Source organism: Pseudomonas sp. TJI-51, assembly GCF_000190455.2.
Classification (GTDB): Bacteria; Pseudomonadota; Gammaproteobacteria; order Pseudomonadales; family Pseudomonadaceae; genus Aquipseudomonas; species Aquipseudomonas juntendi.
This window is the reverse complement of the sequence record NZ_AEWE02000051.1, coordinates 11,383-34,267: the sequence shown is the minus strand read 5'-3', so window position 1 is coordinate 34,267 and position 22,885 is coordinate 11,383. Positions and strand designations below refer to the sequence as shown.

At 52.2% G+C, this 22,885-nt stretch carries 14 protein-coding genes; 4 read left to right on the top strand and 10 right to left on the bottom strand.

The window, feature by feature from the left end; translation table 11 throughout:
* Positions 1-8: 8 nt before the first annotated feature.
* Both rfbD and rfbB read right to left on the bottom strand, forming a co-directional pair.
* A complete protein-coding gene (rfbD, locus tag G1E_RS11845; RefSeq protein ID WP_009685978.1) occupies positions 9-911 on the bottom strand; it encodes a dTDP-4-dehydrorhamnose reductase in 903 nt (300 codons plus the stop codon).
* Positions 908-2,008 (bottom strand): dTDP-glucose 4,6-dehydratase, encoded by a 1,101-nt coding sequence (gene rfbB / locus G1E_RS11840; RefSeq protein WP_009685977.1) that lies wholly within the window; start codon positions 2,006-2,008, stop codon positions 908-910. The genes rfbD and rfbB overlap by 4 nt, the downstream gene beginning before the upstream one ends.
* A 368-nt stretch (positions 2,009-2,376) precedes the next feature.
* Here rfbB and G1E_RS27525 point away from each other — a divergent pair, with 368 nt between their 5' ends.
* Positions 2,377-3,681 carry a hypothetical protein gene (locus G1E_RS27525; protein WP_081264838.1) on the top strand — a complete coding sequence of 435 codons (1,305 nt, stop codon included), beginning with the start codon at positions 2,377-2,379 and terminating at the stop codon, positions 3,679-3,681.
* Positions 3,682-3,779: 98 nt separating this feature from the next.
* Here G1E_RS27525 and G1E_RS28305 read toward each other — a convergent pair whose 3' ends face one another.
* The 8 genes from G1E_RS28305 to G1E_RS11795 all read right to left on the bottom strand — a co-directional run bounded on the left by G1E_RS28305 (position 3,780) and on the right by G1E_RS11795 (position 17,569).
* Positions 3,780-5,057 (bottom strand): hypothetical protein, encoded by a 1,278-nt coding sequence (locus G1E_RS28305; RefSeq protein ID WP_132475617.1) that lies wholly within the window; start codon positions 5,055-5,057, stop codon positions 3,780-3,782.
* A 496-nt stretch (positions 5,058-5,553) separates the two neighbouring features.
* Complete coding sequence (locus G1E_RS11830; RefSeq protein WP_033691024.1) at positions 5,554-7,872, bottom strand: rhamnan synthesis F family protein; 2,319 nt, start codon at positions 7,870-7,872, stop codon at positions 5,554-5,556.
* A gap of 17 nt (positions 7,873-7,889) precedes the next feature.
* Positions 7,890-8,939 carry a hypothetical protein gene (locus tag G1E_RS11825; protein WP_033691023.1) on the bottom strand — a complete coding sequence of 350 codons (1,050 nt, stop codon included), beginning with the start codon at positions 8,937-8,939 and terminating at the stop codon, positions 7,890-7,892.
* A gap of 86 nt (positions 8,940-9,025) precedes the next feature.
* Positions 9,026-10,192, bottom strand: a complete 1,167-nt coding sequence (locus tag G1E_RS11820) for a nucleotide sugar dehydrogenase (RefSeq protein ID WP_009685973.1) — start codon at positions 10,190-10,192, stop codon at positions 9,026-9,028.
* Between the two features lie 20 nt (positions 10,193-10,212).
* On the bottom strand, positions 10,213-12,618 hold the full coding sequence (locus G1E_RS27520) for a glycosyltransferase (RefSeq protein WP_009685972.1): 2,406 nt from the start codon (positions 12,616-12,618) through the stop codon (positions 10,213-10,215).
* A complete protein-coding gene (locus G1E_RS11805; protein ID WP_009685971.1) occupies positions 12,615-15,086 on the bottom strand; it encodes a glycosyltransferase family 2 protein in 2,472 nt (823 codons plus the stop codon). The genes G1E_RS27520 and G1E_RS11805 overlap by 4 nt, the downstream gene beginning before the upstream one ends.
* A 144-nt stretch (positions 15,087-15,230) precedes the next feature.
* Entirely contained in the window at positions 15,231-16,670 is a 1,440-nt protein-coding gene (locus G1E_RS11800; protein ID WP_047149837.1) for a DUF4214 domain-containing protein, read from the bottom strand.
* A 17-nt stretch (positions 16,671-16,687) separates the two neighbouring features.
* The gene (locus G1E_RS11795; RefSeq protein WP_009685968.1) at positions 16,688-17,569 is read right to left on the bottom strand and encodes a hypothetical protein; all 882 of its coding nucleotides are present in this window, start codon (positions 17,567-17,569) and stop codon (positions 16,688-16,690) included.
* Positions 17,570-18,101: 532 nt separating this feature from the next.
* Here G1E_RS11795 and G1E_RS11790 point away from each other — a divergent pair.
* From G1E_RS11790 to G1E_RS11780, 3 genes are read left to right on the top strand one after another with little or no spacing between them, the layout of a single operon-like run.
* Complete coding sequence (locus G1E_RS11790) at positions 18,102-19,910, top strand: type I secretion system permease/ATPase (RefSeq protein ID WP_047149836.1); 1,809 nt, start codon at positions 18,102-18,104, stop codon at positions 19,908-19,910.
* A gap of 12 nt (positions 19,911-19,922) precedes the next feature.
* The gene (locus G1E_RS11785; protein ID WP_009685966.1) at positions 19,923-21,248 is read left to right on the top strand and encodes an HlyD family type I secretion periplasmic adaptor subunit; all 1,326 of its coding nucleotides are present in this window, start codon (positions 19,923-19,925) and stop codon (positions 21,246-21,248) included.
* Complete coding sequence (locus G1E_RS11780; protein WP_033691017.1) at positions 21,245-22,660, top strand: TolC family outer membrane protein; 1,416 nt, start codon at positions 21,245-21,247, stop codon at positions 22,658-22,660. Before G1E_RS11785 ends, G1E_RS11780 begins: the two co-directional genes overlap by 4 nt.
* Positions 22,661-22,885: the final 225 nt, after the last annotated feature.

Below are 22,885 nucleotides of genomic sequence, written 5' to 3'. Positions count from 1 at the left end.
AGTCCCTATTACTGGATTTCGTCCAGCATACGTTGCACGCCTTGCTCCCAAAGCGGCATTTTGAAATTGAACGTTTTTTCCAGCTTGGCCAGCGCCAGGCGCGAGTTGCGCGGACGCGGCGCAGGTACTGGATAAGCTTCGGTGCTGATCGGGGCAACCTTATCAGCCGTCACTTTGAGCGCCACGCCGTTGCGCTGAGCGTGCGCCAAGACGAACTGAGCAAAACCATGCCAGCTGGTTTCACCGGCTGCGGCCAAGTGGTAAACCCCTGCCAGGTGACGGTTGTCTTGCCCGTTGAAGATTTGCCGTAGGATGTGAGCGGTAACGTCGGCAATTAGTTCAGCGCCCGTCGGAGCACCAAACTGGTCTGCCACCACGCTCAAACCTTCACGTTCAGCAGCCAGGCGCAGCATGGTCTTGGCAAAATTATGCCCGCGCGCAGCATACACCCAGCTTGTGCGCAGCACCAAGGCCTTGGCGCCGCTGGCAAGGATGCCACGCTCGCCATCAAGTTTGGTACGGCCATAGACCGAGAGAGGGCCGGTAGCTGCGGTTTCCTCCCAGGGCTGGTCACCGCTGCCGTCAAATACATAATCGGTGGAATAGTGAACCAACCAGGCACCCAGCGCTGCTGCTTCGCGTGCCAACACCGCGGGGGCTTGCGCATTGATCATTGCGGCTAATGCCTGGTCGCTTTCTGCTTTATCTACTGCTGTATAGGCAGCAGCGTTGACGATTATGTCGGGCGCCAGTTGACGAACAGTGGCGGCCAAACCATCCGCTTGGGACAAATCGCCACACAAGCCTTCAGCCCCTTGGCGGTCCAGTGCGATGACCTCGCCTAGCGGCGCCAAAGCGCGCTGCAGCTCCCAGCCTACTTGACCGTTTTTCCCTAACAGCAGGATTTTCACGCTTTATTCGCCCCGTATTGCTGTGCCACCCAGTCACGGTAGCTGCCATCCATGACGCCTTTGACCCATTCCTGATTGGCCAGGTACCAAGCGACTGTCTTGCGAATGCCGGTTTCGAAGGTTTCCGCAGGTTTCCAGCCGAGCTCACGCTCGATCTTGCGGGCATCGATTGCATAACGGCGGTCATGGCCTGGGCGGTCGGTGACATAGGTGATGAGTTCGGCATACTGCTCAACAGGCTTGCCGGTTTTCTGGTTGATCACCTGGCGCGAGGCCGCTGGTGCAAGCTCGTCGAGCAAGCTGCAAAGGGTATGGACGATGTCGATATTGGCTTTTTCGTTCCAGCCGCCAATGTTGTATGTCTCGCCAAACGCACCGGCTTCCAGTACACGACGGATGCCCGAGCAGTGGTCCTCGACATATAGCCAGTCGCGAATTTGCTGGCCGTCGCCATAGACCGGCAGCGCCTTGCCTGCCAGGGCATTGACGATCATCAGCGGTATCAGTTTTTCCGGGAAATGGAACGGTCCATAGTTGTTGGAACAGTTGGTAGTGAGTACCGGCATGCCGTAGGTATGGAAATATGAACGTACCAGGTGGTCGCTGGCTGCCTTGCTGGCCGAGTACGGACTGTTTGGCGCGTAAGGGGTGGCCTCGCTGAAGGCCGGGTCGTTTGGCCCGAGTGTGCCGTAGACTTCGTCCGTAGAAACGTGAAGGAAGCGGAATGCCTCCTTCTCCGCGCCTTCCAGGCTGTTCCAGTGGGCCCTGGCGGCTTCCAGCAAGCGGAAGGTGCCCATCACGTTGGTCTCGACAAACGCTTCAGGGCCAGTGATCGAGCGATCAACGTGCGATTCGGCGGCGAAATGAACCACGGCGCGTGGGCGATGCTCGGCGAAAAGCTGGGCCAGCAGTGCTGCATCGCAGATATTGCCTTGGACGAATTGGTGCTGTTCGTTACCTGCCAGCGATTGTAGGTTCGCCAGGTTGCCTGCGTAGGTCAGGGCGTCCAGGTTGAGCACGGGCTCCTGGTTGTGCGCACACCATTGCAGAACGAAATTTGAGCCGATGAAGCCGGCTCCGCCTGTTACTAGAATCATAATTGAGCCTTACGTTAAATTTCGTAGCTTTATGACACTGATGGCGAATTGCGTTGATTTGGCCTCCAACATGGTCGAAATCAACTCTGTCACCAGTTCTCCTAATAATACATCACTGCTTGGGGTGATAGCTATAGAGTAGAGCCAGCCATGGAGCGACGCGTGGTCTATTTTCGTGAATCTGTTGATCTAGAGTGCTGCCTGGATTAGGGTTGTTGATGCTTTGTAGGTAGGGGGGCGTCAGGCGGAACAGTCTGAATTTAGTAAGGCTGGATTTGGCTTGATGGGTTTTTCTTTTTCGGGGTGCTTTATTTTTAAAAAAGAGCATTAGTAATGAATGAAAGTTGAATTCTCAATGTGATTAGATCATGCATAAACAATTTAAAGTTATTGTTCGCAGCCTGGATGCTGTTAAAGAAATAAGATGCTCTTTGGATTTGCCAAAGGCGGGAATGATTACGGAGTCATCAAAATCATATTTGGCCATGGCTGGCTGGATTTACATTCCGGGCGAGAAGGATGTAAGTGTGGTTGTTAGTCACATGCCCGAATTAAGTATGCCACTTAATACAGAGCGATCAGATGTAAAGGCAGTGATTCCAGCTGCTCCAGTTTTGACTGGATTTAAATATCCTGTTGACTTTTCAACAGATTTCAAGGTGGGCGTGACAGTTGCTGGTAAAGCCGAATGGCTCTTTCAAGTTAGAGTTGAAGAAGCTAAGGTGCTTGTTGGGTCCAATGGGCACTTATTTTTGGATAATGATTTAAACAAAAGTGTTCAGCAGTTCACTGGGGAATTTTTAATACCGGATTCGGAGCTTCAGAAGTGGGATAAGTATTTCTCTAGGCTTAATGCTTGGTCCGTTGATAATGCTAGACAATACACCTTTGTGGTTGCCCCAGCGAAAGAATATATTTACTCAGATAGCTACCCACACAAAAAAGGGATTGTCACTCCATTAGAGCAGTTTTACAGCCGGTTTTTGAATGTTGCTAAAATAACTGATCTAACTGAAAGCCTCTCTAGAGATCGTGAGTTTGCATACTACAAAACCGATAGTCATTGGAATGATTATGGCGCATCACTGGCTGCATCTTCATTTTGCCGTTACGCAGGATTCAAAAGTGTAGATCCAGGTGTTGAATATTCGATACTTCCGATTGGCGGTGATTTGGGCTCAAAATTAATGCCTGTGCAATTGGAGAATTCTTTAGTAATCCGGGATAGAGAAAAATTAATCAAATTTAGAGTTTATGAAAATAGGATAAAAGTCAGAGGTGAGATTGTAATATATGAGAATCCTAGTGCTCCAAATCAGATAACACTCATGATATTCGGGGATTCCTTCTCTGTTTCTTTTGGTGACTTTCTATCGCACTCATTTTTAAGAGTTGTTCGGATCTTTTCCGGTGCCGATGTAGATTGGGCTGCTGTAGAGTTTGAAAAGCCGGACTATATTTTAGTGGAAACGACATCTCGGTTTTTGATTCGATCACCTTCCCTTGATTTTAGTATATACGATGAGATTCTGAGAAAATATAGCGCGTTGGGAGAGGCTGAGTTAGAAGAGCAACGATCATTCGTAGATTTGGAACATTCGAAGAGTTTTGAGTATTATGTTCACGCCTCTCGAAAAGCCCTTGAAAAGGCGAAAAAAATACTCAAAAAATGATTTCGTTCAAGGCCCGCGTTTGAGTTTCTGCGGGCCTTATAGGCCGAGGGTTTCGGTTAGGAGCGGAGTAATGAGTGGCTATTGAAACTCAGCGTTTCTCAAGATGTAGCCTCCAAAGATCCACCTGAAACTACTACATTATCAAGAAACGTTACTTTTACTTTGTCGCCTGGATTGATCATGCCACTTAAATTAACAAAAAAACCACCTTGCCCTTTTGATATACCTCCACTTTTTAGATCAGGCCGGCCGATGACTGAGTGTGCAATTAGGCGCTCAATTCCATTGATGTAGACTTTTAGAGAGGTGCTATTGCCAAAATAGTCTACAGCCCAACCTGTGATCTTATTAGAAGACAATCCGTCAATATGGCCGCGATATTGATGTTTTAGGCTAGGCGTAGAAGTGGTCGAATCGCCTACCAATCTAATCAGAGACTTGTCCTTGTCCGGGAATGCAATCGATGATGTCGGACTCAAAAAAGTAGCTAGTAAATCCCTCTCTTTTTCAGAGAAAAAGCTTAACGCGCCGAGTTTGTCTAACTTCAAGTGGCCGGCGGATAAAACATCAGTTTTTATTGCATCTTGAGAGTGAAGTTTTCGGATTTCCTCAAGATATAGCTTGATGTTTAGATCTGTATGTGCAGAGGTTTTTGCATTGAGAACATCATCAATCGTGTCATCTTTGCTAATAAATCCTCGCGCAACCAGCTTTCTGAGGTTTGCGTTTATTCGTTGGGTGGGTGAGAAGTTATTTAAGTGCAATACAAAAACGGCGCGATGCTGGAGCCCATCATAAACGTGCTCAAGCGCCTGTATATTATGGTTGATATAGCCATCGAGCTTTGTATAAGAGCTGAAGATGGGCTTTCCCCAGGTTAATCCCGTTTCAAGTTTTTCGCCGGAATCACCAATAGAGAAGATATTTTTAGAACCCGGAGCGTTGCTAAGCCATATGCCAGGGATACTAACATCCAATTGACTTAGGTACTCAATAATTGACGTCGAGTAACCTTCTTCGCTCATTAAGTATAGGCGTTCATCACTGTCTAAAAACGTAAAATGTCTACTGGAGTGCTGCAGCGCCTGGTATAAAGGGGTAAACTTTTCAGGGCTATGAATGTCGTTGTGGAAAGTATCAAAGCTGAACACATTTTCAGGAATCGGCAATTTCTTGTATTTGTCAAGAAGTTCAGCGTTAGTGGAGTTATTATCAAATACGTAAATATTTTGAGCGCCCACTATTTTAGCATGATGATCAAAAAAGTCTGGAAACATCTCCCAGTCATCTTTAATTTTCAGAACTATCTTAAGTGGTGAATAGTTTGATCGAATTAATGAACAAATCTCTTGTTGTTCAGTTTTCCACTGCATCACTTTAGATCTCTCCCTAGCGCTTGTGGGGCTCACAATTGTTCAAGCGCATGCCTGATTCAAGTAGGCTGCCCTGCGCTATGTCGTTTAAATATGATAGGTTAAAAGAAAGAAGTTACGCATTATCATACTTTGTGTAACACCTGCAGTTGCGTATGTCTGTAAGGCTATTGGCACGTGTATTCCTAGATAAGGCTACCGACTTAAGATCTATTACTGATGATTTTAAATATCTACCAATATCTACTAGGGTTATAGCTGATTGAAAGAAAAAAATCAAGTTGAATGCTTGCGTGATATCAGCGATCAAGTAACCAAGAGGTTAGATACTGGGGTTCAACAAAAGAATGTGCAGCACCCATGACTATCATCAGCTCTAGGTCGTGAATGTAAATCGTTGAATTTTTGCTCAAGAATGCGGATTGTTCATAATATGTCACCTCTGCGACCCAGTACTGCATTGCGGTTCACAGGCGAGAGGTGACTGGCGCGCGCTCGCCTAGATGAACGGTAGCCTACCGACACAATTTATCAATTTGCCCCATTTAAGAACGTGCGCTTCATCAACAGACGCATTCGATTCGTTAAAGGCTGGAAATCCCAAAGCTTTCCATTTGTCGAGAGGGTGAAGAATATGAATGGAGCTGATGCCTCTATCTCCTGGAATTTGGCAATCTGCGACTACGTTATCGCCAATATGTACATGATTTTTCGCCCCTTCGCGGGCGAGATCCTCTTTGACCAAGTCCCACATGGTGCCATTATCTTTCCGCTTCTGCTCTGCACTGGACACTAGCAATCGATAAGGCGCACTTACCCCAACCTTTCTCAATAATAAGCCAATCTGCTCCCGGGTGTAGTAAGTGTCGGAAATAACCCACAATATATGCCCATGACTTCCAAGGGTATTGAATAGATCAACCATTTCGTCTTTGGCTGTGATCATGTTTAAATCAAGTTCAAATTCACGATTCATCAGTCTCTCGGCCTCATTGGTCGAAATATGTAGACGTGAAGCTAGGCTGGCATAGATGTCATTTATTGATACATCACCTTTGAAATTCATTTTCTTACGAACTTGTAGCTCGGCATCATTGCGCACTGCTATGAACTCATTTGCGCATTTAACAATACCTAGCTGGACCAACTCTTTGCCAAGTAAATACTTCGCATAATCAGGGGTTGTGTATGTGCGTCTAACTAGAGTGTCGAATACATCAAAGCTTATGTGACTAAATGTTTTCAGGTCGCTTGTCAGACTATCTAAAGTGCGAGAGTAGCTTGATGTTATGTAACTTTGATCAGTTGTAAGTTTTCCGCTTGTTGGATGGTAGAAAAACTGCTGATAACCATTTTTTTCACAAACCGGTCCAATTACCCGCTCCAGAGCGTGTAGCATTGATCCGTCATTGGGGAGCGGTTCATTTGGAAAGTCATCATAAGTATAGGTTTTGTTCAAAATGTCAACGAGTGCTTTGGGTCTTGCCCAGAACATCCCGCCTGCAGGGTAACTTAAGAAGTCATCGAAATGTCCGAAGCCTAGAGCGGTTTGCAAATTCCGCATGTGGGGCTTATTCATGGTTACATGGTTCACCCACGAAGGCATCATCCAAAACGTAGTCGGATAATAGACCCCGAACTGCGGGTTGTCAGAAAATGCATTCAGAACCCTTTTAACTACAGAGCAGTCATTGAGCAAATATTCGGACAAATAGTCAGCCCATTGTGTTTGCTCGCGGCCAGAATACAATGATTTTTTAGAGTGCAAGTGGCAGAGTAAATCATACGTAAGCAACTCTTGAGCGAATTCGACGAGAAGCGGACCAAAATTTCTGCCGCGATTAGGTACAGATTTTATAGTGACCTTCTTAACTGCTTGAATCTTTGAGAAAGTCTGATAGGCCCGATCTCTAAAGCTCTCGTTGGCGATAGTTATTAAAAGATCCACCTCTGTTGGGAAAGTGTATAAAGCTTCCGCGAAACGCTCGATATAGTCATCGTAATAAATATGCAGGCAGATGGCGATCTTTTGATTTGAGGCTTTTGGGGTTAACTCGCTCGCTGGGTTAATTTCAAATTTTGGTGTCCATTTTGGCATAACGCTGGAGTATGCCCGGCCTTCTGTTTGGCCTGAAATAATATAATGGAATAGTGGGCTTATTTGTGCGTGGAATACATCTATATTACAGCGATGATAAATCTCATTGTCGAAATTTTCAGACGGGTTTACAGGAGAAAATCTTGATTTATGAAGGTAGTCTTTGAAGGCGTCTAGCTCTGACGCAAATGCTGGGTTATAGGTTTTCTTGTACCATTCAAAATCAAACAATTGCAAAGATTTGGCTTTGGCAAGTATGGATGAAATGTCGCGGTTAGACAGTTTGTCTTTGATGGTGGACGCTTTTTCGCCATTTTTCGCACGTGCTGTCTGCCCATACTTCATCGTAAAATGCTTCAATGGGTTAATGTCGTTCTCTTCGATCTCCGGATGAAGAAGGCGATATTCAGACAGTGAGAAGTCAGCACGCGTAAATCTATGCTCACGGTAGCCATACATGATGAAGTGTAGGAAAGGGTGGATGATTAGGTCTTTAAGGTCTGGATTGTGCTTTAAGTAGAAAACTGTGTCAAAGCATGGGTGGGGATTGAAACCGCTAGTCCACCCTTCAGTGAGATAGTGCTCAATAAAGTTTTTTGGATATATCCCTTTCGCGGCTGTCTGTGACTTGTAATACTTGTTGTCGAATGCCCCGCTGGATTCAACTAAGGAGATCATCTCTTTTCGGTTTTGCTTCAATAGTGTGCTGTTAGTATTCATGGTCGGCACAGTTACTTTCAGTGGAGGCCAAATAATTGGGTTGGACTTATAACGCCATTGCCGGAGAAGTCGTCATCAATATTGAATAAATGAAAGGCTTCCTTTGGGATAGCGCTAGGAGGAGTGGCATACGCGCAGAAAAGGCACTCAATTTCATCAATGGTGTAACTGATATTGAGTTTTAATCCTTCGCGGATCGCATCGATTGCTCCTGAAAATATAGTCTGGAGATCTTGATACTGTCGTTGCGGTGTTGCTAGTCGGCCGTGGAAAAACTGCAACTCACCATTCTCTTGAAGCCTAATATCTACCAGTTGGCCTTCTGGAGCGGTCATTATGCTTTCGAGCAATAGTGATCGTTCTAACATCAGGTAGCCGTCGGACCACTTGGCGTTCTCTTTAAATACCCCATTCATTGTAGCTGTATGTTTTCCAATGCTATGGCTTCCAGACTCTGTAGTAATAAAATACAGGCCGTCTGTGCTTTGGCCGAACATTCGAGTCAGAATTTTTTGAATTGTTCCAGCGTAACCAAGATCAAGCATTAGAGATTTCGGGCTGCTTGAAGTAAGGCCTTCACGGTCGAAATATGTGAGTAATGCATCACGTGTGGGGGCTACGTATGCATGCATGCGTTTATTATGAGGTTTTAACCATTCGGTAAGTTTATCAAGATCTGCGGGTAGAACTACCTTAAATTCTAATAGTTCTTGGGGGAGCAGTGAAAATGCCTCATGAAGTTGCAAGCCAAATCTCTTCATTAGCAAATCGAGGACGGTGCCGTCAAATTTACTCGCGAATGAAAGTTCGTAAATGTCTGGATTGCCGAGTTGGCTGCGAAAGAGAACGGTCCTCGAAACCTTAAGGTAAATAGGATTTGCTTTAAAGGAGAGTAAACCATTTTCTTGAAGGTGCTTAAGCGCAGCGAAGAGAATCCACCCCTCTCTTGCAAGACAGATTGGTCTGTGGGTTTCTGAGTGCTCGGCAATTTTTCTAATGTAATGGTTTAGTATTGGGCCTAAAAAGCCGTATCCGAATTCATATAGTGCTTTGTAGGAGTTACTCATGGTGTTGGCAAGTCTCGGAGGTTAAGCAGTATTTCAAAATGGTAAGAGAGGTAATTGAGCACTAGGACTGATTGGTCTTCGCTGCGTTAATCTTCTCCGAACAGGTCTCGCGTATAAACTTTATCAATGACATCGGACAACTCCGGAGATACGCGATTGGCTACAATTAAATCGCATTTTTTCTTGAAGGTTTCAAGATCTTTAATAACGCTTGAGTTGAAGAATGTACTCTCTTCAAGGGCGGGTTCGTACACGATTACGCTGATGCCCTTGGCTTTTAGCCGCTTCATAATTCCTTGAATGGAAGAGGAGCGGAAATTGTCAGAGCCGGACTTCATAATTAATCTGTAAATCCCTACAGTATTAGGAGCTCGCTGCGTAATGGCCTCGGCGATAAAGTCCTTTCGAGTTGTGTTGGATTCAACTATTGCTCGAATCAAGTTGTTGGGTACGCTCGAGTAATTCGCAAGCAGTTGCTTAGTGTCTTTCGGCAGACAATAGCCACCGTATCCAAATGACGGGTTGTGGTAATGATTTCCAATTCTTGGATCTAAGCCCACGCCTTCAATAATTTGTCGGGAGTCGAGTTGATGGTGTATCGCATAACTATCCAGCTCATTGAAATAGGCTATTCGCATTGCCAAATAAGTATTTGAGAAAAGCTTTATAGCTTCTGCTTCTGTGGAGTCGGTTAACAAAATGGGTGCATCATCAACTTGCGCGCCAGCAAGCATCAAGTTCGCGAAAAAACTTCCGAATGGCGAGCGGTCCCCTACGATAATTCTCGACGGGAAGAGGTTATCTTGAAGGGCCTTGCCTTCTCGTAAGAACTCCGGAGAGAAAAAAATGTCCTGGAAAGAAAACTTTTCCCGCATAGCCTTTGTGAAGCCAACCGGTACAGTTGACTTGATTATAACTTTCGCACTAGGGCGCAGGGTTATCGTATCGCTTATTACAGACTCAACAGATTCAGTATTAAAGTGATTCGTTTTGGGGTCATAATTTGTGGGCGTGGCAATTATAACTACATCAACACCTTCGTAGGCAAGATGCTTATCAGTTGTAGCGTTTAGGTCTAGATTCTTTTCTCGCAAGAAACCCTCGATTTCTTGATCAGAAATCGGAGATTTTCTATCGTTGATAAGGTCGACTTTTTCTTGAATCACGTCTAGTGCTGTTACGCTATTGTGTTGCGCTAACAAAATTGCATTAGATAATCCGACGTAACCCGTCCCTACAACTAAAATTTTCATATTCTATCCTTGTATATTTGTTAAGGTGCGGTGGGGTTGTAAGTTGAGTTTGTGGTCCTTGGATTTGTATGTCGTGGAGGAATAGATAGTCCTCCATAAGGGCCGCTGAGATAGTCCAGACTTATCGCCGGATGGTAATAAGAGTCGCCATGCTCAGTCGCGCTCCATTTTTGAGTGAACTCCTCCTGCTCTCGGATGGCTCTAGCGCGCTTTTCTGAGGTTTCGTCTTTGCCGCGGCTCGCAGACTCTGCATGGATAAGTTTTGCAGAGGCACACCAAATGATTTTCAAATGTTGTAACCTGATTTTTAAGCAGAGGTCTACGTCGTTAAACGCTACTGGAAACGCAAATTCATCAAGCCCGCCAACTTCAAAAAATGTTTTTTTGCGCAGGAGCAAACACGCTGCAGTAACTGCGCTTTGCTGGCGAGTAATCTGATTACTAGCAAGGTATCCGGCATCAAGTTCATGTAAATTGTTGCCTGTATGCGCCGCTAGCCCGTTAACCCCTACGACGACGCCTCCATGTTGAACCATTCTATTAGGCCAGAGTAATTTCGCCCCCACGGCGCCGACACCTGGGCGGACCAAATGTGCGACCATTTCTTTCAACCACAAAGGATCAATAATCTCAATGTCGTTGTTTACAAGCCCTATAAGTTCACCTGTAGCGCAACGAGCGGCTCGATTATTGATTGTTGAGTAGTTGAATGGATATGGATGATCAAGAACGGTTACGCCGCGGCTTTTCAGCTCTGATAAATACTTTAATGTCTGAGGGTCGCTGGACTGGTTATCAACAACTATAATTTCGAGATCAGGATATTCTGTGTCATTTAAAAGTCCTTCGACACATTTGTGTAGGAGCTTGTATTGATCTCGTGTGGGCACAATAAGGCTCACGCTCGGTAGTGTTTCAGGTAATGGCCAATGAGCTCTGAGCAGGGCAGGATATTCTGTAACGCGGCTTACCGAAGAGCCTGGCGACAACGCTTCACATAACCATTCCACAGCGCGGAGGCGTTGATTTGAAGGTTTAGCTTGCTCCGGGCTAATTGGTGCTTGGCTGCTCCGGTGATAGAGAACACGTGGCATGTGTGATACAACTGCTTGACTTTGTTGGGTAGCTAGTGCGATAGCAGAAAACAAGTCATACCAATTTACTGAACTGTCTTTGCTACGAGCCGCCAACAGCGCCAATCCATGCTCGAGTATATCTGCACCTAAAATCGAGCCACTGGAAAAGATGTCTGCACCAATGAATACGTCCAAATCCCAAATTGGCTTGAGCCACGGCTGGCTGCGCTCCCCCTGCGGGCCGTCGCGATCGCAGTCGGCGAATGCCCATGCGCTCCCATCGTCGAGCAAGGCACTCAGGTGCGCCAGCGCCAGAGGCGCCAAGCGATCGCCCGCCACCATTGGCAGGATGCGATCGCAGCCGCCTTCAAGCAGTTGAGTGAGCGCTGGCAATAGGTTGCGTGGGGGGGCGATAGCAACTGCATGCGTGCCAGCGTCCCAGGCACCTAGGCTGTTCAGGCTCAATTGTTCCAGTGCCGTATCGCCGTCGCTCAGCAGCAGCACTCCCAACTTGCCTTGTAGCGGCGGTAAGGGCAGGGAGTCTAGGCGCTGGAACACCTCGAACCATTGTGGGTAGTGATGCCAGCCTGCACTTTTCGGCAGGCGCATGGTTTGGTCCTTGGCAACCTCAGTCAGCAGGGCGACCGTTGCGGCGTCGTGCGCCGGATCCAATTTATGAAGCAGCCCTTCAAGGCCCTCCGGCCAGCAGCACAAGCGAATGGGGCTACCTGCCAGTGGCTGGCCAAGATCATTGATGATTTCCAGCACATGCACCTTGCCATCGGCCAACTCCCAAGGCAGATCGATAGCAAAGCCGTGGTCACTGGTGGCGCGGTACGCCAAGGCCTGGTTGTGCTCTTTACATACCGCCCGGCCAACCACTTGATCGCCTTCCCGTACCGTAACCTCCACATGTCGATCAGGTGCCTTTGGATCCCAGCACCAACCACCGACACGCAAGCCGCCTGTATGCCAAACCTGGGACGCAATCGAGGCACTGTCGTCACTGGGTGCTGCCGGGAGCGACAGTTGACCTTCCAATTCGAATGACTGGTTGGCGATGCGTGCGGTGATCAAGCATGCCTCGTCAAGCCAGCGCTGGCGCAATTGCACGGCAAAGCCATGGTACTGGTCGCCCATTGGTGCGTTAGGCTCATATTGGTCGGCACGTGCCAGAGCAACGCTGGCTCCATCGATGAACACCTCGATGACAGGCCGGTTTTCCGGTTGCGTGTTGTCCATCGCCCAGCCGTGCAGTACGTCCCCCTGAAGGCCAAATATGGCGCCGCTGAAGGCGGGTAGGGCGACCGGCTGAGCCGTTTGCTGTTGATCCACAAGGTGTTCGGTCATTGGAGCAGGCTCAGGGTGAAAGGCAAGGCGGTCAGGGCTGCGGCCCCTGTGTCTCTTGCCAACAAATTGGAGGGTGCGAACAGCGGTATACCCAGCTGGGCTGCCAAGCGAGGGGCCGCCCAGTCGCTGCCAGGATTTTCAGCCAGGCTGAGCACAGCATCACATCCGGCGGCTTGGGCTCGCTCGGCCAAGGTGAAGCCATTCAAGTCGGGCAGCACATATACGGAACCGGTGGCTTGCAGTTGTTTCAGCAGGGGGCCATCGCTTGGCGCAACCAAACGGATGGACAATTCCGCGCGTTTAATATGCCTTGCAACGTCCAGCCAATGCTGTGCAATGCTGGCATCGCGCAGGCTGTCACCAATGACGAGTGATTGAGGCATATGCACAGCCAACCCGCTGGTGACCGCAGTCGCCTCTGTTACTAAGTTGGAATCTGGCAGCGCATCGCTGTAAACAGGTTGTAGCGCTGGCCATGGCAACTGAACGCTGGCCGCTTCGCGAGCAAAACGCCGCCAGTCATAATCACCCCGCGAATCGAGCAGGCGGTCGTCGTTGCACAGAATGCGGTACGGAATGTCCAGCATTGCCGGTAGATCACATAAGCCAATCGGGCAGCGGGCAAGGTTCTGGAACAACATTGCCTGCAATGGCAGGCTGCGCAGGCATTCGACCAAGTGAGTGAAATCGCCCGGCAGTTCGTACTCCAGATTCAGAGGCAAGGGGCACAATGGGGCGGTCAGCACTACCCAAGTTCGATGACTGCTGTGGTGATAAGCCAAGCTGAAAACAGCATCGTCATTTGAGCCATCGTGGATGTAGAGCGTCTTGTCCTCACCCATCTGCCAACTGAGATTTCGCTCGCTCGCCGGTTTACGTAGCAAGTGCTCAAGGCGCGCTTGCTGTAAAGCCTGGCGTGCAGGTTTGATAGGGTCGCGCAGGCAGAATGCTTGATAGCTGCTGGATGCGTCGGGGTAGCGTTGGCGCAAGGTTGCGTTGTTCAACGCCACTCGCATTACCTTCTCGGCACCGAACGAAATACCACCCCGGTGTGCCACAAACACGTTAGGCGCCCCCATATGCCGCCAGCCGTGGCTGCGGGCGCGCAGGCACCAGTCGGTTTCTTCACCGTAGCCCCGTGCCAGGTGTACTTCGTCCAGGTAGCCTACCTGGTCGAGTGCGGCCCGCTTGATATAGAGGCAAAAGCCGCAGCCCGTCTCGATTTCAACGGGTGGGCTGGCCACCTGCCGGGCGAGTTCATCCAGTTCGGCCTGGGCCTTGGCGCTGGGCATTTCGTGGCAGATCTGGCTACGGGGGAAGCTCATCAGCTCGCCGTTATTGGTGAACGGCGTTACCGACGCAATGCGTTCGTCGCTATAAGCAACTGCCCGCAACCGATCCAGCCAGGCGCCGTGCACGCGGGTATCAGCGTTGAGCCACACCACGTCCTTGCTCGGGCTAAGGGCCATGGCGCGGTTCATGGTACGAATGAAACCGAGATTGACCGCGTTGTTGATCAACGTGATCTTGCCCTTGGCAGCAAGCACCTTGAGTGCCTTGGCCAGGGCAGGGACCGGCGTCTTGTCTTCGATAACCACCAGGCGGTGCGGGGTGCGGTTCAATTTGCGGGCTTCTAGCGCGCTGTTGATGCACTCCAGTGTTTCCTCAAGGCCGTTATAGACCGGAATCAGCACATCCACTGGGTTGTTTTCGCCGCCACCTACGCTAGCAGGCGGAACGAAGACCGGCATGGCGTAAACCGGGCTGCCTAGCAGGGGCATGCCGTTGGTAAATTGAACGTGCACTGCAGGGGTGGGGTTCGGTACGCTCACCCGCAAACCACCATGGGTCGCTGGGAGCCCCGCTGCACCAAGCAGCGGGTGGGCGGCGCTGGCAGTCGCGTTAATGCGAGCGCCATTGGCTTCAATCTGCAGCGCTGCGGGCGCTTGCAGATTCTGCAAGTCGATCGCCCAGCCCTGAATTTCCTTCTGTTCCGGCAGATAACGCACAACACCGATAGTGCCCGGAGCGTCGCTTTGCGCCGCCAGCAGCTTGACTACCAACCCAAGCTCTTTACCCGTCTGGATATCGGGCAGGTGGGCCAGAATCGTGCGCCGCAACTCTGCAGGCGTTTCTGACCGGCTACGGGCCTCCCAAAGGGTTAGCCGCAGGGCAAGATCGTTGGGCTGAAGTTTCCAGGCATTTGTAAGGTAGCGCGTGGCCATCGCGAAGTGGCCTTGCGCCAGTAGGCTGCGCCCCACCAACGCGTGAACGTCGGCCCGCTCGGGCAAAGCCCTGGCGGCATTGGCAAAATATAAAAAAGCCAGCTCGGGCGTCTGCGGCAAGGCCGCGATGCCTTTCCATACGAGTGCTTCGGCCCGATACTCGGGAACCTGCAACGCACGTTCGAGTGCAGTTGCCGCCGCGTCATGCTCGTTGGCCTGACGGTGGCGGTGGAAGATGCCCATGAGCGTCTCTCGCCCATGGTCGAGTTGTCTGGACATAAGCTTGGCTTGGCTACAGATAATAAAAAGAGGGGCGACCCGAAAGTCGCCCCTTTGGCATATGCCCGGCCCGAAAGCCGGACATACGCAGCGCTACAGCAGGGCTAGTTACACTTGGCCGTGCAGTACAACGACGTTGTCGATGTTAGCAACAGCTTCGTTCGAACCAACGATGCCGATGGCGACGTCTGCGTGGGAAGCACCTTGCTCGATCTGAGCGGTCCAGTAGTCCTTCTCACCAGCTTCCGAAGCGCGACCCAAGGCCGACTCGTACAGCGACTCGACGAAGTCGTTGTTGGCTTTGGCGCTAGCTTCGTTGGAAGTGATGATGTCCGAAACCACTTCGGAGCGGCTTGCGCCGTTGTACAGCGAGGATACCCAGAAGTCCAGGTCCTGCTGCTCAGCATCACGGCCCAGAACGTTGGAGTACAGCTCGCGGATGAAGTCACCGTTCGACTGGTCGAGAGTCTGAGCTTCGCTCGAGACGGCGATGGCAGCGGCTACATCAGCCAGCGAGCCGCCGTTGGCCAGCAGGTCGGTCCAGGTGCTCGCACCCGAATCATCAGCAGCACGGCCCAGCAGAGCTTGGTACAGCTCGTTCACGTCAGCAGCGTTTTTCGCGCCGGCGTATTCGGACGAGTTCAGGAACTCGTTGGCGATGTCGGACAGCGAGGTGCCGTTGTTGACTTGAGCAACGAACGACTTAGCGCCGGTCAGGTCAGCATCGCGGTCCAGGATGCCTTGGAACAGGCGCAGGGCAGAAGCTTCTGCTTCGCTGTGAGCCAGGGCTACGGTTTCAACTTCTTCGCCATTCACGAAGCTCAGGAACTCAGCGTTGCTGATGGCAGCAGTCTGGTTACCGGTCAGGTTCACGGTGAAGTTGTTGCCGACAGCGAAGGCGTAGTCATCGCGCGAACCATCCAACTGAACAACGTCGTAGCCTTCGCCAGTGTTGACGATGTCAGCGTGGTTGCTGCCGCTCAGGATGACAGTGTCATTACCCGAACCGGTGGTCACGTTGTTGTTGCCAGCACCAGCGATAACTACGTTGTCGCCATTGCCGGTAACGATGGTGTCGTTGCCGTCGCCAGCGTCGATCAGGGTGTTCTGGTCGCCTTTAACGGTGATTACGTCGTCACCGTTGCCGGTAGCCACTACCAGTTCGATACCCGAGGTGTCGACTGCGGCCAGGGCAGCGAAGGCTTGAACGTCGGCAGCAGGGGCGGCAGCTTGGCCTTCCAGGTTCACGACCAGGTTGGCGTCGCTCTGCAGGTGGTAAACGCTGGCGCCAGCAGCTTCAGCAGCGGCCAGGTCCAGTACCACGGTGTCGCCTTTAACGCCTTCAACAGTGCCTTGAACGATGCTTGCAGCACCGGAAGCTGGCAGCTGAACGGTAGTGCCGTTGATACCAGCAACCGAAACGGTCTCTGCGTTGTCCAGGTTCAGCAGGCTGTTGATAGCCTCGATGGTGGAGTCGGACAGGTTGGCGCTTTCAGCGGTCAGAGTAGCTTGTACGTCGCTGCTCGATACGGGGTTATCGTATTGCATGGTGTATTCCTGTTACTTCAGGCCGGTTGGCCTGCTGCAATAGTAGTCTGCTCAGTTGCAGAGTTTTCCCACGGAGACTTAAGGCGGGCAGCGTTCATCTTCGTAACGGGGGTCAGGGCGATATGCAGCGCCACCAGCGGCTCGTTGCCGGTGGGGCCATGCATCATCTGATTGGCGACCAGGCGTTGTGGTTCGGCATTGCCGAACACCACAACACCAGTCAATTCGTAGTTTTTGCGCAGAGGGCCGACCAGGCTGAAACCAACACACAGCAGTGGCAGGCCCTGCGCTTTGGCACCGACGAAGGTCCCCGTCGACACATTGCGACAAGGGCCTGAGCCAGCCACCATGCAGGTGTAGAGCAAGTCGACGCCTACCGGTTTTTCAGCCCATTCGACGGCAAACGATTCAATGAAGTCTTCGGTGCCGGGTGCACCTACCCAACCCTCATTGGAGGTTACCTCACCCGCCTTTTTCAGGTGGGCGGTAAGCTTGACGGGCAAGGGCTTGGCGCTGGCAGCAATGGCCTGGGCTGGCTCCGCGGTTGCGACAACAGCGTAGGTGCGCATGATGGCCGGCGAGGTGTCTATGCGGTCGATGCGAAGGTCGATTGGGTCGATCACTTCGTCGAACATGTGGTATTCGGTGATAAGAACGGTGGTCACGCCACCTTTCACTCGAGCCACGATGGTATCGCCCAGTTTGGTCAGCATGTTTTTGCTGACGCCCTCGGCGGGGAAGAAGTCGATGGAGCCTTTGCCCAATGGCGCTTGCTGTAGCGCGATGCACACGGGCTTGTCTGCAGGGGGCTGCGAGGCGTAGCGGAAGATGTACATGCCCGGCTCGAGCAGTGTAACCCGGGAACTGATTTTCAGGCCGTCAAGGGTCTGCGAAGGCATAGACATGGCGTTGTTAAGCTCCTTTTAAGCAAAAACACTGGTAGCTAACTTGCTCAAACCCGTGCGTGCACCAAACGGCCGGTGAAGGCTCCCTGCGAGTGGCGAAGATGCCGTCAGAGGGAAGGGTTGTCAACCAAGAAATCTAAAAAAAATTTCATATTCGTCCGGAACTTAGCGCTGACTTTCGCGCTCTCGAGGGTCTGGTTTTAGTACCCGACAAAAATAATAGGATTACCCAGGGCAGAGAAAAATGTTAGAAAAATCAGCAGCCTACCCAAAGCGCTACGCAGGTTTCGCCTCGCCCTGATTTTTTTGACAAAGACTTGGCAGGAAGGTTTGACCTGCTAGCCGTTTGTCGCCTTGTGTTGCGTCTGGCGAAAGGTGGAGGTTCAGGGCCGGATTGCTCAACAAACTTTCATGAATAATCGCGGCTGGTCGGGGAACGAGCCCGTTTCCGGATAATCTGAGAGCCAGACGTACCTATGCGGGTGTTACACTGCCTGCCGCTTCCGCCTTTCTCAGTATGGATACCATGAGTTCACAATCCGAAAATAATCTGCAAGCTGCCCTGAAAGCTTGTAAAAGCAGCTTCCTTTCGGTCGGTTTCTTCAGCTTCTTCGTCAACGCGCTGATGCTGGTGCCTACCTTCTTCATGATCCAGGTATCGGGTCGAGTCGTGCCCTCCAGCAGCACTTCAACATTGCTCATGTTGACGCTGATCCTGACAGTGCTGCTACTCACAATGGGGGCACTGGAGTGGGTGCGTTCTCGCATCATGGTTCGTATCAGTAACCGTCTGGATGTGTTGCTCAGTCGGGATGTATACCGTGCAAGCTTCAAGCGCGCGCTGACCAGTGGTGGTGCGGATGCAACTGCGCAATCCTTGAATGACCTCACAGCCTTGCGCCAATTTTTTACTGGGCCAGGCTTGTTTGCTTTCTTCGATGCTCCCTGGTTTCCGATTTACACCATCGTGATGTTCCTCTTTCACCCGTGGTTCGGCTGGATGACGCTGGCATGTGGTGCCGTTCTGTCGGTGCTGGCTGTCGTCAACCACCGCCTTACAGGGCAGGCGTTGGCTGCGGCCAATAAAGAGAACGTGGCCTCCAACGTGGTAACGACCAAGACGCTGCGTAACGCCGAAGTGATCGAGTCTATGGGTATGCTCGAGACGCTGATGAACCGGTGGGCTAAACGCCAACGCAACATCATGATGCTGCAGTCACAGGCCAGTGACAAAGGTGGGATCGTAAGCTCTACCTCTAAAACGTTCCGTATGTGGTCGCAGTCGATCATGCTGGCCATTGGCGCGTATCTGGTCGTTACCCATGAAATTAACCCTGGGTTGTTGATGGCGGGCTCGCTGCTGCTGGGGCGTGCGCTAGCGCCGATCGACCAGATGATCAGCAGCTGGAAAGGCTTTGTCGCAGCCAAAGTGCAATATGACCGTCTCAACAAAGTGATGGATGACCTGAACAATGAGCCTGAACGCATGCCATTGCCTGCGCCGGAAGGCCACATTCAGGTCGAGAACCTGATCGTAGCGCCTCCTGGTGCCAAAGCCCCTGTATTGCGAAGCATCAGTTTTGTAGCGCCGGCAGGTTCAATCGTGGGTATCGTTGGTCCGAGTGCTGCGGGCAAATCCACGCTTGTGCGTGCTTTGATGGGGATCTGGCCGCCACAGCATGGCGTGGTGCGCCTTGATGGCGCCGATATCGCCAGCTGGGATAAGCAGGCGCTTGGCCCGTACGTGGGTTACCTGCCGCAAGACATCGAACTGTTCGAGGGCAGCATCAGCGAAAACATCGCGCGCTTCGACAAGGTTGACCCTGAGAAAGTAGTGCAAGCCGCGCAGATGGCCGGTGTGCATGAAATGATCCTGATGTTGCCAGACGGTTACGACACGGTCATTGGTAGTGAGGGCGTGAATTTGTCAGGTGGTCAGCGCCAACGGATCGGTCTGGCGCGCGCCATTTACGGCAACCCGCGCCTGATCGTGCTCGACGAGCCGAACTCCAACCTGGACGATGTGGGCGAGCGCGCATTGGGGGTGGCACTGCAAAAGCTCAAGGAAACTGGTGCCACGGTATTTATCGTCTCTCACCGCCCCAATATCCTTACCCGCCTGGACCGTATTCTGGTAATGGCCGGTGGCACCATTTCGCTGTACGGCGAGCGCGATCGCGTTATCGCTGAACTGGCCGCCCAGCAAGCCAAGCTTCAGCAGCGTGGGGCGCAAGCGGCGGCTGCCCAGGCGCCTGCCACTGCGCCAACTGCTCCACCCGCGCCAGATGCTGCGCCTGCGGCGGTTGTGCCCGCAACTACCAGTACTGGCGCTTGAAAGGACTTCTAGATGAGCAGTAAAGCAATTACAAATTTCGACCACAATTTCGATGACATGCCAACGTCGGACCGCGGTATACGCCGGATTGGTTTGACCATCGTCTTTGTCACCTTCGGCATTTTCGGTACCTGGGCGGCTTTCGCCCCTTTGAGCAACTCAGTGCACGGCACTGGCGTGGTCACCGTGCAGAACTACCGCAAGACCGTGCAGCACCTGGAAGGCGGTATCGTCAAAGAGCTGCATGCCCGGGATGGTGACCTGGTGAACAAAGGTGACCCGCTGATAGTGCTGGACGAGTCACAGCTCAGCGCTGAATACGAGTCCACCCGCAACCAGCTTATCGTTGCACGCTATAAAGAGGCACGCCTGCGCGCCGAGCGCGACGGCCTGGCGTCGATCCCGGCGGTGACGATGGAGGGCACCGACTCTGATCGTGCCCAGGAAGCGTTGGCCGGTGAGCAGCAAGTGTTCAAGGCGCGCCATGATTCCTTGCAGGGCGAAATTTCTGTCAACCGCGAGCGCATTCAGCAAATGCAGCAGCAGATTGCTGGCTTGAACGACATGATTCGCACCAAGACAGGTCTGGAGAAGTCGTATTCCGGTGAAATCAAGCAACTGAAAGAGTTGCTGGCAGAGGGGTTTGTCGACAACCAGCGGTTGCTGGAGCAGGAGCGTAAGCTTGACATGCTCAAGACCGAAGTGGCTGACCACCAGTCCAGCATCACCAAGACCAAGTTGCAGATTGGCGAGACCGAACTGCAAATCGTGCAGTTGAAGAAGAAGTTCGATGCCGATGTTGCCAAGGAGCTTTCCGACGTACAGGCTCAGGTGTTCGATCTGCAGGAAAAGGAAGCAGCGCTTCGCGACCGCCTCTCCCGCGTAGTTATACGTGCCCCTGAAAGCGGCATGGTGCTGGATATGAAGGTGCACACCATTGGCGGTGTCGTCAGTGCCGCAACGCCGCTATTGGATATTGTGCCAGCGCAGTCCGAGCTTGTAGTTGAAGCCAAAGTAGCCCCGCGGGATATCGACCGGCTGGAATTGGGCAAAACTGCGGACGTCCGCTTCTCGGCTTTCAACCAGGCTACTACGCCGATCATCGAGGGTAAGCTGACGCGCATTTCGGCGGACAGCCTGGTTGATGAGCGCTCGGGCGATCAGTACTACCTGGTGCGCGTTAAAGTCACCGAAGACGGCATGAAGAAACTGGCCGGTCGCAAGCTGCAACCTGGCATGCCGGCCGAAGTCTTGATCAATGCAGGCGACCGCACCATGCTGCAATACCTGCTGAAACCGGCGCGCAACATGTTCGCCGAATCGCTGATTGAGGAATGATCGTGCTGCGTTTGCTACCGGGAGTAATGTTGTGCATGGTCGCCTGGCAGGCGGTGGCTGTAGAGGGGAGGGGTGGCGAAGGCGTTGCTCCGAAGGGCGTGTCGGCTTCTACTTATGCGTTGGACCTGGCCGGGTTGTACCGGGAGGCGCGCCTTGAAGACCCGCGGGTGTTGGCGGCCTACGCACGGGCGCGCTCTGCAAGTGAGCAGCAGCGTGCCGCGCTGGGTGGGTTGTTGCCCCAGGTGTCGGCCAATGCCAACTCCAGCCGGATTCTGCGAAAGAACGAACTCGAGCGCGACATCTACAATACCGAAACCTACTCGCTCAGCTTGACCCAGTATCTGTACAACAAGCCGGCGTGGGAGCGTTATCAGAAGTCCAAGAGCCTCAAGGCCCAGAAGGGGTATGAGGCGGAGGATACCCTGGCGGAGGCCACGGTCGACCTGGCCAAGCGTTACTTCGTAGCGCTGGCGGCAGACGACGAGTTGGCCCTGGTACAGGCGGAGCGCCGGGCCACCCAGAAAAACCTTGACCGCGTCAGTAGCATGTTCGACCGGCAAATGGCCAAGATTACCGACAAGCTGGATATGCAGGCGCGGGTAGACTTTTTGCTTGCGCAGGAAGTAGAAGCGCGCAACCAGGTGCAGGTCAGCCGCGAGGCGTTGGCCGAGATTGTCGGGCGCCCGATTACCGAGCCGCTTAGCCGGGTTCGTAATGACGTAGCGTTGCAGGCGCCTACCCGGCCCTTGCAAAACTGGGTCACTCAGGCTATCGAAACCAATCCGATGCTCAAGTCGTACCAAAGTGGAGCAGACGCAGCCACAGCGGCGGTGCGCGAAGGCAAGGGTGAGCACTATCCGCAGTTGGGCCTGAGCTTGACTGCGCAGCAGAACGACCAAGGTTATGACAACACTCAAACGCCGCGCAGTGACAGCTATGTAGCGTCGCTGGGGTTGAAAATTCCGATCTACAGCGGGGGTTCCACCTCTGCTCGTGTGCGTGGGCTGTACGATGATCAGCTGGCAGCTGAGGAGCAGCTGGAGGGCGTGCGCCGCCAGGTGGTCAAGGAAACTACCACTGCCTACCTGACCGCGCAGGCCGCTGTCGAGAAGATCCGCGCCAACCGCAATGCATTGTCATCGGCGCAGCAGTCCAGCCTGGCGGCGCAGAAGGCATTTTCTTTCGGCGTGGTCAACGCCGTGGATGTGCTGACCGCGGTGCAGAACGAATTCAAGGCCCGGCGCGACTTGCTGAAAACCCAGTACGACTTCATCACCAACCTGTTTCTGCTGAACCGCTGGGCAGGGGAGTTGACCGAGGAAAGCGTCAACAATGTCAACGTTTGGCTTAGCCCGGTGCCTGAAACCAGCCTGCCGGGTGGTGATGTGGCGCGGGTCAATGCGCGCGGCTGATTGAGCGCTGGGCGGCAGGCGGTGGTCGGCACGGGCCCCGCCTTCCGTTTCAGACCTTTCCTACACGCTAGAGGCTGGCAAGCCTTTGCCCGGGTACTTATCCTTCACCTCATCTACTAGGTCGTTCACCCGTTGCACCCTGCCCAAGGCACCGGCCGGCAAGCCGATACAGCACAACCGGCCACGCGGTTATTTTGCAAGTCGAGTCCTCCGTCCGACCTATGT

Bases quoted from the DNA above. Each gene is read 5' to 3' on its own strand.
- rfbB (WP_009685977.1), bottom strand. From the start codon at position 2,008: ATGATTCTAGTAACAGGCGGAGCCGGCTTCATCGGCTCAAATTTCGTT.
- G1E_RS27525 (WP_081264838.1), top strand. From the start codon at position 2,377: ATGCATAAACAATTTAAAGTTATTGTTCGCAGCCTGGATGCTGTTAAA.
- G1E_RS11830 (WP_033691024.1), bottom strand. From the start codon at position 7,872: ATGAATACTAACAGCACACTATTGAAGCAAAACCGAAAAGAGATGATC.
- G1E_RS11825 (WP_033691023.1), bottom strand. From the start codon at position 8,939: ATGAGTAACTCCTACAAAGCACTATATGAATTCGGATACGGCTTTTTA.
- G1E_RS11820 (WP_009685973.1), bottom strand. From the start codon at position 10,192: ATGAAAATTTTAGTTGTAGGGACGGGTTACGTCGGATTATCTAATGCA.
- G1E_RS27520 (WP_009685972.1), bottom strand. From the start codon at position 12,618: ATGACCGAACACCTTGTGGATCAACAGCAAACGGCTCAGCCGGTCGCC.
- G1E_RS11805 (WP_009685971.1), bottom strand. From the start codon at position 15,086: ATGGGCATCTTCCACCGCCACCGTCAGGCCAACGAGCATGACGCGGCG.
- G1E_RS11800 (WP_047149837.1), bottom strand. From the start codon at position 16,670: ATGCAATACGATAACCCCGTATCGAGCAGCGACGTACAAGCTACTCTG.
- G1E_RS11795 (WP_009685968.1), bottom strand. From the start codon at position 17,569: ATGCCTTCGCAGACCCTTGACGGCCTGAAAATCAGTTCCCGGGTTACA.
- G1E_RS11790 (WP_047149836.1), top strand. From the start codon at position 18,102: ATGAGTTCACAATCCGAAAATAATCTGCAAGCTGCCCTGAAAGCTTGT.
- G1E_RS11785 (WP_009685966.1), top strand. From the start codon at position 19,923: ATGAGCAGTAAAGCAATTACAAATTTCGACCACAATTTCGATGACATG.
- G1E_RS11780 (WP_033691017.1), top strand. From the start codon at position 21,245: ATGATCGTGCTGCGTTTGCTACCGGGAGTAATGTTGTGCATGGTCGCC.